An 11,782-nucleotide genomic window follows, 5' to 3' on the forward strand; every position below is an offset into this window, starting at 1 on the left:
CACGATAAGGTTCAAGACAAGCTCCCCGCCAGTTCAAAGATTGGCATGTACATCAGCACCACCACGCCGCCGATCACTACGCCGATGATGGTCATCAAGAGCGGTTCGAGCAGGCGCGAAGCCCAGTCCACCCAGCGCGCGAATTCCTCGTCGTGGAATTTGGCCGAGCGTTCCAGCATGTCGCCCAGGCGGCCCGTGTTTTCTCCCACCTTCAGCAGCGATTGCGCCACCGGCGTGGCCATGCCGGCCTGTTCCAGCGCGGTGGAAAACGGCATGCCTTCCTGCACCGCGCGGCGCGCCTGCGCCAGCTGCTCCTGCTGCGCCGGCAGCAGCATCGGCGCGACCATGGCCAGCGCCTTGTGCAGCGGGATACCGGCATGCAGCAGCAGGCTCAGTGCCCGGTAGAAGCGGGCCAGGCGGAATTCCGCCGCCTTGTCCGCCAGCACGGGCAGGCGCAAGAGGCGTAGCACCAGCGCCATGCGCATGGCGCGGTTGGCGATGCCGAAGACCACGGCGCCCACCGCCGCGGCCAGTGCGCCGGCGCACAGCAGCGGATGCGCGGCCAGGGTCTGGCCAAAGCCCAGCAGCATCTGCGACATCCAGGGAATCTCGCGGCCCGAGCTTTCGTAGACGACGCTGAATTTGGGCACCACGTAGCCGAGCAGGAACAGCGTCACCAGGCCGCCGACGACGAGCAGCATGCACGGGTAGATGGCGGCGGAAATGAGTTTTTTGCGGATGGCGTCGAACTGCAGCTGGTAGGCAACGAAGCGCGCCAGTGCCTCGGGCAGGTTGCCCGAGCGTTCGGCCGCGTGCACGGTGGCGATGTAAATGTCGGGGAAGATGTCGGGGAACCCGGCCAGGGTGTCGGAAAAGCTTAGGCCCTGCTGCAGGGTGAGCACGATGGCGGCCAGGGTGGCCCGGGCGCTGGGGCGCGTTTCCTTGTTGTGCAGGGTGGCCATGGCTTCGCCCAGGTTCAGGCCCGCTTCGAGAAGGGCCAGCAGCTCCTGGCTGAATTGCAGCAGGGGCAAGCCCTGTTTGCCGGGGCGCAGCGCGGCACCCGTCTCCTGTGCGACGCCAGCGTCGACGGCCAGCACGCGCCAGCCGCCGCGCACGGCCGCGCGGATCGCCTCGGCCTCGCTGGCGGCGTCGATGGCCAGCGCCTGGCTGCCCGCCGGGCCCTGCACCTGGAGGTGGAACTGCATGTCCGGCTCAGGCGAGCATGGTGGTGGCCTGGGGCGTGAAAATGGGGTGATGTGAAAAGGGGAGAGCGCGTGCGGACAAGGTCGAAGTAGGCATCGGTCAGGAACCATCCAAAAAAAGTTCAATTCGTCGCGGGTACCGGCAGCAGGCAAGATGCAATCACTGCCTCAGGGTAGACTGGAATTGCCGGGAAATCAATCGTGTCGTGCGGGCAAGCCGATACATCGATGGCTTGCCCGCATCTTCAGCCGATTACTGGGTAACCAGGCTGACCTTGTCGATCACGAACGAGGTTTGCAGCGACGCGTCCTCGGTGGCGGCAAACGAGAGCTGCACGGTCTGGCCCTTGTAGGCGATCAGGTCAAACGTGCGGATCTGGTAGCCGGCCGCCTTGTTCACGTTCGAGTACGAAGCCAGGGTGCCCAGCACCGTGCCGGCGCTGTTCTTCACGGTGACGACCAGCTTGTCGTACACGGTATTGCCCGTTTCAGCCGTGTCGATATGCAGCGCGAAGCTCAAGCTGGCGGACGTGGCGGCGGCCGGAATGGCCACGCTTTGCGTCAGCGATTCGCTGGCCGTGGCGCCATTGCCGCCCAGCCAGGCGTACTGCGTGCCTTCGTACGCGGCTTGCCCCGTAAACGTGCCGATGGCGCCCGTGGTGCCGCTCCAGCCCGTGGCGCCGGCCTCGAAGCCGCCGTTCGTCACGCGTTCGGTGGCGCTGCTGGTGCCCACCGTCAGCGTGGCGTTGTTCGACGTGGCCGTCACGGCGGGCGACGAGGAATCCGTCACCGTGGCCTTGAAGACGGCGCCGCTGTCGGCCGCCACGGCCGTGAAGCTGTAGGCGGGCGACGTGGCGCCGCTGATCACGGCGCCATTGCGGTACCACTTGTAGGTGTATGGCGCCGTGCCGCCGCCCGCGCCAACGGCGAACGAGGCGGTGGCGCCCGGTGCGACGGTGATGCTGGCCGGCTGGCTGGTGATGGTCACCGCGCCGCCGGTCGTCGATTCATCGACGTCGGCGCCCACGTTGATGGCCGCATACGCGCGCTTGACGGCGATCGATTCCGCGCTGCCCACGCCATACAGTTCCTCGGCTGCCTGCAGCACCTTGTTGCGCGCGTCGGCATAGTTGGTCGACGAGGTGAACTTGGTGGTGGCGGCCTTGAACCAGATGCGGTAGGCCTTGTCGCTGCCGATACCGGTCATGGCCAGCGGGCTTTTGTTCAGGTAGGAGCTGTAGTAGTCGCTGCTCGAGGTGGAATTCGAGCCTTGCGACAGGAAGTAGAACATGCGGTTGTTCGGGCCGCTGCTGTAGTGGACGTCGAGGTTCTTGATGGTGCTGCTCCACGCATTCGGGCTGCTGCCATCCTTGCTCGGCTTGTACAGCCAGCGCAGCGGCTGGCCGTTCTTGGCGATCTCCTTGCCCGTCATCCAATCGTTGCCCGTATTGGGAATCGTGGTGCCCGTGCCGCCGGCACGCGCATACGCTTCCACCATCTCGCCGGCGATGTCCGAGCTCGATTCGTTCAAGCCGCCCGACTCCTGCGAGTAGATCAGGCCCGAGGTGGCGTCCGTGATGCCGTGGCCCATCTCATGGCCGATCACGTCGATGGAGCCGAGGTTGTTGAACGCGCTGCCGCCGTCGCCGATGTACATGCATTTGCAGTTGCCGTCGTAGTAGGCGTTGTCGTAGGCCGTGTTGACGTGGGCGGCGATGTGGGTGGCCGTGTTGTTGCCGTCCAGGCTGGACCAGCCGAGCACATTCTTGTGCGTGTCGTAGGTGTTCATCAAGCCCCACATCGCATTGACGGCCGCCGTCTGGCCGTTGGCGTTGGTGGTGCTGCCGCCGTTGATGTATTGCTGGCCGTCGCCCCAGGTATTGCTGGTGCTGCTGTACACGCTGCCCGAGGTGGTGCCATGGTTGGCATTCGTGATGGCCATGCCGCCGAAGCTGCCGCCCGTACCGCGGCTCGGGTCTTTCATGGTGTAGGTGCTGCCGGTCAGCGTGGTGTTGAGCGGCACTTGGCCGTTGTACTGGCTGTTGCCAATGCCGGCGACGGTTTTCAGGGCTTTCCACTGGCGCAGGATGCGGCCATCCCTGGCGCTGACGACGGTGTCGTAGTAGACCGGCTTGCTGCCGCTGATCATGCGCGTCTGCACCAGGTAGGCCAGCTCATAGTGGTCGACTACATCCTGCACGTCGAGGGCGTTGAGCGCCGCTTCCGACTTGTTCTCGGCGCCGGCCACGCGCACGGTTTTCATGACGGGGTAGATCAGCAGCTGCGCATGCGGCGGCACATGGTCGACGGCCGGCACACCGATGCTTTTCACGGCGGCGGCGATGGCGGCGGCGGCGCTGACGGCCGGCGTGGTGTCGATATCGGTGGTGGCGCTGCGGGTGACGGCATTGACGCCGCCGCTACCGAGGCCGGACGCGCGGTCCGAGACGGATTCGCTGACGATGTCGCCGGCGCTGTTGCTGACCACTACCGTCTCGGAACCGAAGACGGGCAAGCCCTTGTAGGTGTGCTGTACGCGGCTCACGCGGGTGCCGCTGACGCCCGGATGCTGGGCGCCGACGACAAAGCCATGCTCGGTATTCAGACCGCGGCTGCGCGCTTGCGCGGCCAGTTTGTTGACCAGGCTGGCGGTCTCTTGTGGAGAAGCCAGGGCGACCGGCGCGGCCATCAGGGTCTGTGGCAGCGGCGTGGCGGCGTCGGCCGTGGTGGCCATCAGCGGCAGGGCGGCGATGGATGCGGCAACTATCGTCAAACGTAAATTCATTTCTGCTCCATGGTATCGGTTAAGGAAATGGTGAATGAGCTGGCCGCGATGCCTGATGGCCACCCCGGCGTGCCTGGCGGCGGGCGGATAGCCTGCCATTTTGTGGTGGCATGACGCCGGGTAGGGGGACACTAAACTTGTCGAGATCGCCATGTCAAAAAATTCAAGAAATGGGTCACTACGCGAATTTTTGTTAAGAATTGAACATTTTTCGGCAATACATCATATGAAAGTTTGATGTATCGCAAGCTGCAACTTTTGTTTTGGACTACTTCGCCTAATGGCGTGTTCTGTTGGAAAAACACTGTTGCCTTTTCTAAATGTTGCGATCTACACTAGGTCTTCGCGGTATCCCCAGAGGATCAGGCGAAGACAAAAAAAGCGCACGCGGCAATGACCGCGTCCAGATACAGCGCATCGGGAAAAAATCGGGAGTTTCACATGACGTCAGTTCTGTTTTCTGCTGCAGGTTTCAGCCATTTCCCCTCTGGAGCGGCCTTCATGCTGCATCCGCCTTCCTAGCCGCCGCTAGCCGGCTGTTCCCCCCGCAAGGGGGCTTTTCCGCGAGTCCGACCGCGCCGCCCGGCGTGGCCGCTGGCGCAGTGCATCCTTTTTTCAGGAAGGGTTGCCGGCTCCTGGTGCGTGCACCGGAATCACCGGCCCGAAGAACTATGCTTTCGATAGCGACCAAAGTGGAACAGATCGTGATGGAATCGGCCTTTCTCAGCGAGGGATTGGGCCGCGGCTTGCTGAACCTGTCGGAACTGGCGCGCCAGCTGCAGCCGCAATTGCAGAGCGACTTATGGAAACCGGTGGGGCAGGCTGCCGTGGTAATGGCGCTGCGCCGCCTGGCCGAACGGATGCCGCAGCAGAAAGGCGGCGAGATCGTGCTGGCGCACCGCGCGGGCGAGCTGTCCACGCGCAGCGAGCTGATGATTTTTACCTACCGTTATTCCGACCAGACGTATGCCTGCCAGCGCCAGTTGCTGGCGCTGGCTGCGCCCCAGCGGGGCACGTTCATCACCGTTACGCGCGGCGTCAACGAGGTGATGGTGATCTGCAGCCGTTCGCTGCACGCGCTGGTGGAAGAGGTGTTCGGCGAAGAGCAGGAACTGGCGCGCCAGGAACGGGTGACGGCCGTGACTTTGCACCTGGCCGCCGAAACCTGCTATACACCGGGCGTGTATCACGCCATTCTCAAGCGCCTGGCCTGGGAGCGCATCAATCTGATCAACATCATCTGCACATATACGGAGCTGACCTTGCTGCTGGAAGCGTCGCAGACGGGCGCCGCCTTTTCCGTACTGTCGAAAATCGTCGCGCAATGAAAAACGCCCCGCTGCAGCGCTGCAGCGGGGCGTCCGGAGGCGCAAGCGCGGTTTATTTTTCCAGCTGCGTGCGCACGCGGGCGATCGCTTCGCGTACCTGGCGCGGCGCGGTGCCGCCCACGTGGTCACGCGCGGCGACGGAGCCTTCCAGCGTCAGCACCTCGAATACGTCGTCGTCCGTCAGTGGCGAAAACGCGCGCAGCTGGGCCAAAGACAGGTCGGCCAGGTCGCAGCCGGCGTCGACGCAGGCGCGCACGGCCAGGGCCACCGCTTCATGGGCGTCGCGGAACGGCAAGCCTTTCTTGACCAGGTAGTCGGCCAGGTCGGTCGCCGTGGCATAACCCTGCAGGGCGGCCGCGCGCATCGCTTCCGGTTTCACCGTGATGCCGCCGGCCATGTCGGCGAAGATGCGCAGGGTGTCGATGACGGTGTCGACGGTGTCGAACAGCGGTTCCTTGTCTTCCTGGTTGTCCTTGTTGTAGGCCAGCGGCTGGCCTTTCATCAGGGTCAAGAGGCCAATCAGGTGGCCGTAGACGCGGCCCGTCTTGCCACGCGCCAGTTCCGGTACGTCCGGGTTTTTCTTTTGCGGCATGATTGACGAGCCGGTGCAGAAGCGGTCGGCGATATCGATGAAGCCGATGCGTGGGCTCATCCAGATCACCAGTTCTTCGGCCATGCGCGACACGTGCATCATCAGCACGGCGGAGGCGGCGCAAAATTCGATGGCGAAATCGCGGTCCGATACGGCGTCGAGCGAGTTGTGGCACACGTCGTCAAAGCCCAGCGTCTTGGCCACGCGCAGGCGGTCGATGGGGAAGGTGGTGCCGGCCAGGGCGGCGGCGCCCAGCGGCAGGCGGTTGACGCGCTTGCGGCAGTCGGCCATGCGCTCGGCGTCGCGGCCGAACATCTCGACATACGCCAGCATGTGGTGGCCGAAGGTGATCGGCTGGGCCACCTGCATGTGGGTAAAGCCCGGCATGATGGTGTCGGCATGCTGTTCGGCCAGATCCGTCAGCGCGCTGCGGAAGGTCGCCAGCAGGGCGGTGATGTCGTCGATGGCGGAACGTACGTAGAGGCGGATATCGGTGGCCACCTGGTCGTTGCGCGAACGGCCCGTGTGCAGGCGCTTGCCCGCATCGCCGACCAGTTCGGTCAGGCGTTTTTCGATATTCAGGTGGACATCTTCCAGGTCCAGCAGCCATTCGAACTGGCCGGCGGCGATTTCCTGCGAGATTTGCGCCATGCCGCGCTGGATTTCCGCGTAGTCGGCCGGGCTGATGATGGCTTGCGCATGCAGCATTTCCGCATGGGCCAGCGAACCTTCGATGTCGAACAGCGCCAGGCGCTTGTCAAAAAATACAGAAGCTGTGTAGCGCTTGACGAGGTCCGAGACCGGTTCGGAAAACCGGGCCGACCAGGCTTCGCCCTTTTTGGAGAATTGATCAGTCATGAAAGAAGTCCTTTAGTGTACGGCGATTATAAACAAGGTTGGCCAGCGGTAGGGCTTTTAGGGGCTTGCAGGGCGCTGAAATGGCCGGGAATGGGGCTGGCAAGCCTCAAATGCCACGTTGATGGCCTGTTGCGCGTTTCATCCGGGCTGTTTGTATTCTGTCCCGCGAATCGTGCGTTTGGTCGCAATCCGATGGCAGTTCAGGGGGGATCGGCCTACAGTTCAATCATCGCAGCACACAACCAGCCACTCAAAGGACATCATCATGAACATCGCCAAAAACATGGAAGCCATCTTCGTCGCCATCATCGCCATCGCCGCCGCGACCAGCCTGGCCACCGCCGCCGTGCCGAAGTTCCGCGCCGCGCCAGCCCCCATCGCCGCCAGTGCCGAGCAAGTCACCATGCATACCGTATACGTCAGCGCCAAGCGCCTGAGCGCCGAAGAAAAAGCTGCCCTGTAAGCGCGGCTATGCCATGCGGGCAGTAGCAGTAACTCGCAGTATCCCATCACGGGCCATTCGAACGGGCGGTACCCCCGGTTCTCTCCAGCCCAGGTGACAGCAGCAATCCGCAACACAGCGTAGCAACGGGCGGAACGCACGCTTCCAGCCAAGCACCCTATTTTTATCAGTCAGCCCTCATCAGCCATCGGCATCGCGCCGGCGGCAGCGGACAGCCACGCCTAGCGCATTTCGCCCAGCGCCCAGCGCACTTCGCTGGCCACGTCGGGGACGGGATCGTTCAAGCGGCTTTGCAGCATGGGCATGGCGGCGCCGGCTTGCAAGTCGCCCAGCGCATGGGCCACGCGGCGGCGCACCACGGCGTCCTTGTCGCCCAGCATGGCGATCATGGGAGCGAGCCAGCGCCGCTCGTCCATATCGCCCAGCGCGGCGGCAGCTTCGGCGCGCACCGCGGCGTCGCGATCGGCCAGCAGCGCCGCCACGGCGGGCGCCGTTTCCGCAAAACGCATCTCGCCCAGTGCCCAGACGGCAAGCTGGCGTACGACAGGCTGCGGGTCGCGCAAGGCCAGCAGCAGTGCCGGTATGGCGGCGCGCTGGCGGAACGATTCCATCTCGGCCGCATGGCGCAGGGTGTAGTCCCTGGCACGCATCGCGCTGGATAGCTGGGTGAAATTCGGGTTGCCGAGCGCCTGCAGCAAGGCGATTGGATCTTGCTGCTGGCCGTTCGGGGCCGGCAACAGGCTGTCCGGCCACAGCACCTGTTCCCCTTGCAGCGTGATACTGCCGATCACGCACACCAGCGCCATGCTTGCCAGCATGCCGCTCCACCATTGACGCAGCGTGACGCGCCCGCGCGGGCGATGGGCTTCCAGCAGCGCCGCGATGCGTGTGCCCAGCATGGCGCCGCGGCTGGCAATGCGATTGGCCATGCCCGCTGCCGGCTGGCCTGCCTGTTCTGCGCCGAAGGCCTGGCGCGAGACCATGAGCAGGGTGTGGGCGTAGCGCGATGGCGTGGCGCCGGCAGCCAGTACCGCGTCATCTGCGGCGCATTCCGTATCGTGTTCGAGCATGCGCAGCAGCGGATACATCAGAGGGTGCCACCAGTACAGGGCGAGCAGCATGCGCGCCAGCAGCAGCATGGGCCAGTCGTGGGCGCGGATATGCGCCAGTTCGTGGGCCAGCACGGCATCGGCTTCCGCATTGCCGACGCTATGCCGGTCCAGCACGATGACGGGATGGCGCCAGCCCCAGCTGTATGGCGATGTGGCCGACTCGGAGACCAGCAGACGCACGGAACGGCGCAGCCCCAGCGACAGGCGCAGCCTTTGCAGGGCCATGCTCCATGCCGGTGCTTCGAGCACCTGCGCGGCGGCGGTAGCCTGGCGCAAGCGCACCAGGTTCAGCGCCAGGCGCAGCAGGTGGCAGAGCACTCCCACGGCATACACGGCCAGCAGCCAGCGGCCCAGCCATGCGGCACGGGCCGGGGCGGCCAGGGCGGCATCGATGTCGGGCAGCGCAGCCGTCGCCACGCTGGCGGGGATGCGCAGCGGAGGGTCGAGCAGGGCCGACATGGCCAGCGGCATGCGCATGGACAGCTGCGGCAGCCATAGCCAGAACAAGGGCATCAGCAGCAGCGCCACCAGGCCGCAGCGCGTGGCAAACACGCGGCGCGAGGCCGACGCGCGGTGCAGCAGGCGCAGCATGCAGAGCAACAGCATCACCGTCACGCTATGCTTCAGGAGAAGCTGCGCGAGATCGGTTCCCGCCATCAGCGGCCTTCCTGGCGCGCCTTCGCGATCATCGCTTCGAGATCATCGAGCTCCTGCGCACTCAGCTCACCGGACATGCCGAGCAAGGCCGTCGCGGCGCTGGCCTTGGAGTTATTGAAAAAGGTGCCGACCAGTTTTTTCAGTGCTGACTCGCGCACCTGCGCCTGCGGCGCCACGGCGCTGTACAAATAGCGCTGTCCATCGACGCGATGCTGCAGCACGCCCTTCGTTTCCAGGCGCGCCAGCATGGCGCGTACCGCCGAATTGCTCAAGTCCGGCCCCAGTTCTTCCTGGATCTGCGTCGCCGTCGCTTCCTGCAGCCGGTACACGCATTCGACGACCTGGCGCTCGCGCGGTGCCAGGTCTTCCAGTCCGCGCATCTCGGCGGGGACAGTGGCCAAGGGTTTCTTTTTCATGGTGATTTCAATGCTTGCTCTGCTTGTGAAAGATGCTGGCGGTAGCCGGCCATGGCCTGTTCGCGTGCGCCGTTGGCCTGTCCCAGCGCAAGCGCCCGCGTGAACTGGCGCTGCGCCTCCGTGGGGCGGGCACCTGCCAGCAAGGCTTCGCCGTAGCTGTCCGCGGCATTGTCGGACTGCGCATAGGCCCGGACATTGTACGCCAGCACCAGCGTGGCGAGCGCCGTCTGCTTCGCCTTGGTCAGCAGGTCGAAACCCAATGCATTGATCTCCGCTTCGCTCAATGCGCTGTCCCGCAGTGCCGCCGCGGTGTGATCCATGGCTGCGTCATTCTGCTGCTTGCCCAGCATGGCGGCGCTGTGCTCCAGCTCGCCCATCAGCTTTTGTTTGGCCTGCGCCTTGGCCGCGCGCGCGGCACCCTGCGTGGCCAGGGTCATGACCTGGCCGATGGCGGCAATGACCAGGTCCGGTTCCTGCATCTGGATGCCATGGCCACTGTTCGGCGTGAAGACGTGCGCGCCGCTTGAAAACTGGCTGAGGAAGGCAGCGTGCCGCTCGCGCTTGATCTTGATGACGGCCGGCGTCTCCTGGAAGAAGTCCGAGCCGGCACGCGCCTGCACGGACGTGAGCAGCACCGCAGGCACGTCGGGCAGCGCCGGCATCGCCGGCAGCTGGCCCGCATCGAGGAGGGCCTGGATCGTTTGCAGCTCGCCCTGCCACTTGGACGGAATGCTGGCAGCGAGCATGCGCTGGTCCTGCCGCAGGCGCGCCGGATCGATGTGTTTGAGTATGCTTTCCAGGCCTTCATCGGCTGGGTCGACCAAGACCAGGCCCGCGACCCGCTGCGGATGCGTGGCCGCGAAGTAGCGGATCAGGAAGCCGCCATAGGAATGGCCCACCAGGATCAGCGGGCCCTCCACCTTGCGCTGGCGCAGCACGTCGGCCAACTCGGCGACGCTTTGCTCCAGGCCGAGCGGCTGTGGGCGTGCCGGCGACTTGCCGTAGCCGGCGCGGGAATAGACCAGTACTGCCGCATTTTTCGCCACCTCCGGCGCCACTTTGCGCCATACCGACAGGTCGCTGGCGAAGCCCGCCTCGAAGACGACGGTATACGAGCCTGCGCCAGCCTGCGCCACGTGCAGCGGGTGTCCGCCGACGCTGACCATGCCGTCAAAATCGGCGGCAACCGCCGGCGTTGTCAAGACGGCGGCAGACAGCAGGCCGGCCAATGTCCACTTCCATGCGAATGAGAGCATCGTATTCCTTGGTGATTGGATAAGCTACAAATGTAGCATGCCACATTTGTAGCATGCCTACAAGAAATACATTCAAGGGCATGTCCGCCGCAAGGAATGGCGATCAGTCTCTTGTGCAATGACGATGGCCCGTCGTTGCCGGACACGGAACAAGGTGCTGCGCGGGGCCAGCCTGGCTTTCTGCCTTTCATCGGGCCGCTCGGTATTCTGTCCCTGTTTTTGGGCTGTTTGTCGCAATCCGGTGGCGATCGCGGAGCAATGCGCCTACAGTTCCATCATCGCAGCACACAACCAGCCACCCAAAGGACACCATCATGAACATCGCTAAAAACATGGAAGCCATCTTCGTTGCCATCATCGCCATCGCCGCCGCGACCAGCCTGGCCACCGCCGCCGTGCCGAAGTTCCGCGCCGCGCCGGCCCCCATCGCCGCCAGCGCCGATCACGCCACCATGCACACCGTGTATGTGAGCGCCAGGCGTTTGAGCGCCGAAGAAAAAGCCGCCCTCGCCCTGTAAGCGCGGCGATGGCATGCAGGCAGTATCGGTAACAGTATTGGCAGCACCTTATGGCATCCCATCATGGGCAATCGGAACGGGCGGCGCCCCCGGTTCTATGCATCCCTGGTGACAGCCGCGGCAAAAAGGCCGATGATCGTGTTTTTCAACGATAGCAGGGCTTGCGCGATGTCGCATCTGATAATCAGCACCGACAAGGCGGAACTCGACGTTCCAGCCATCCACCATTTTCTCGGCACGCAATCGACATGGGCCATCGGCATCCCGCTGGCCACCGTACAGCGCGCGATCGACCATTCGCTCTGCTTTGGCGGCATGCTGGACGGCCGCCAGGTGGCGTTCGCCCGCGTGGTCACCGATTACGCCACGTTTGCCTATCTGGTCGACGTGTATGTGCTGGAAGAATACCGCGGCCGTGGCTACAGCAAGCGCCTGATGGAGGCCGTGATGGCGCATCCCGGCTTGCAGGGCTTGCGCCGATTCATGCTGGCCACCAGCACGGCGCATGATCTATATGCACGCTACGGCTTTACGGCGCCGCTCAGGCCCGAGACGCTGATGGAGCGGTATGTGCCCGATATCTACCAGCGTTGAT

The 11,782-nt window shown here is 64.4% G+C and carries 10 protein-coding genes; 4 read left to right on the forward strand and 6 right to left on the reverse strand.

Annotation, left to right across the window (positions count from 1 at the left end; all coding sequences use genetic code 11):
- Nucleotides 1–11 precede the first annotated feature (11 nt).
- Both AC07X6_RS01180 and AC07X6_RS01185 read right to left on the reverse strand, forming a co-directional pair.
- Nucleotides 12–1,205, reverse strand: coding sequence for a type II secretion system F family protein (locus AC07X6_RS01180; protein WP_494789807.1), 1,194 nt, complete (start codon nt 1,203–1,205; stop codon nt 12–14).
- A 250-nt stretch (nt 1,206–1,455) separates the two neighbouring features.
- Complete coding sequence (locus AC07X6_RS01185; RefSeq protein ID WP_494789808.1) at nt 1,456–3,987, reverse strand: M4 family metallopeptidase; 2,532 nt, start codon at nt 3,985–3,987, stop codon at nt 1,456–1,458.
- A gap of 671 nt (nt 3,988–4,658) precedes the next feature.
- On the opposite strand from AC07X6_RS01185, the gene AC07X6_RS01190 reads away from it, so the two are divergent.
- Nucleotides 4,659–5,315, forward strand: coding sequence for a hypothetical protein (locus AC07X6_RS01190; RefSeq protein WP_230538957.1), 657 nt, complete (start codon nt 4,659–4,661; stop codon nt 5,313–5,315).
- 52 nt (nt 5,316–5,367) lie between these two features.
- On the opposite strand, the gene argH is transcribed toward AC07X6_RS01190, so the two are convergent.
- Entirely contained in the window at nt 5,368–6,765 is a 1,398-nt protein-coding gene (argH, locus tag AC07X6_RS01195) for an argininosuccinate lyase (RefSeq protein ID WP_494789809.1), read from the reverse strand.
- Between the two features lie 265 nt (nt 6,766–7,030).
- On the opposite strand from argH, the gene AC07X6_RS01200 reads away from it, so the two are divergent.
- Nucleotides 7,031–7,228 carry a hypothetical protein gene (locus tag AC07X6_RS01200; protein WP_077408563.1) on the forward strand — a complete coding sequence of 66 codons (198 nt, stop codon included), beginning with the start codon at nt 7,031–7,033 and terminating at the stop codon, nt 7,226–7,228.
- Between the two features lie 221 nt (nt 7,229–7,449).
- Here the strand turns inward: AC07X6_RS01200 and AC07X6_RS01205 are convergent, their stop codons facing one another.
- The 3 genes from AC07X6_RS01205 to AC07X6_RS01215 are packed head-to-tail and all read right to left on the reverse strand — an operon-like array spanning nt 7,450 to nt 10,669.
- Entirely contained in the window at nt 7,450–8,997 is a 1,548-nt protein-coding gene (locus AC07X6_RS01205; RefSeq protein ID WP_494789810.1) for a M56 family metallopeptidase, read from the reverse strand.
- Nucleotides 8,997–9,413 carry a BlaI/MecI/CopY family transcriptional regulator gene (locus AC07X6_RS01210; protein WP_494789811.1) on the reverse strand — a complete coding sequence of 139 codons (417 nt, stop codon included), beginning with the start codon at nt 9,411–9,413 and terminating at the stop codon, nt 8,997–8,999. Before AC07X6_RS01210 ends, AC07X6_RS01205 begins: the two co-directional genes overlap by 1 nt.
- On the reverse strand, nt 9,410–10,669 hold the full coding sequence (locus AC07X6_RS01215) for an alpha/beta fold hydrolase (protein WP_494789812.1): 1,260 nt from the start codon (nt 10,667–10,669) through the stop codon (nt 9,410–9,412). Before AC07X6_RS01215 ends, AC07X6_RS01210 begins: the two co-directional genes overlap by 4 nt.
- Nucleotides 10,670–10,983: 314 nt before the next feature.
- Between AC07X6_RS01215 and AC07X6_RS01220 the strand changes: the two genes are divergently transcribed.
- Together AC07X6_RS01220 and AC07X6_RS01225 are read left to right on the forward strand one after the other, a co-directional pair.
- Complete coding sequence (locus AC07X6_RS01220) at nt 10,984–11,187, forward strand: hypothetical protein (RefSeq protein ID WP_230538952.1); 204 nt, start codon at nt 10,984–10,986, stop codon at nt 11,185–11,187.
- A gap of 168 nt (nt 11,188–11,355) precedes the next feature.
- A complete protein-coding gene (locus AC07X6_RS01225) occupies nt 11,356–11,781 on the forward strand; it encodes a GNAT family N-acetyltransferase (RefSeq protein WP_230538951.1) in 426 nt (141 codons plus the stop codon).
- The last annotated feature ends 1 nt before the right edge of the window (nt 11,782 follow it).

This window comes from Janthinobacterium sp. GW460-12-1-14-LB5 (genome assembly GCF_059423585.1).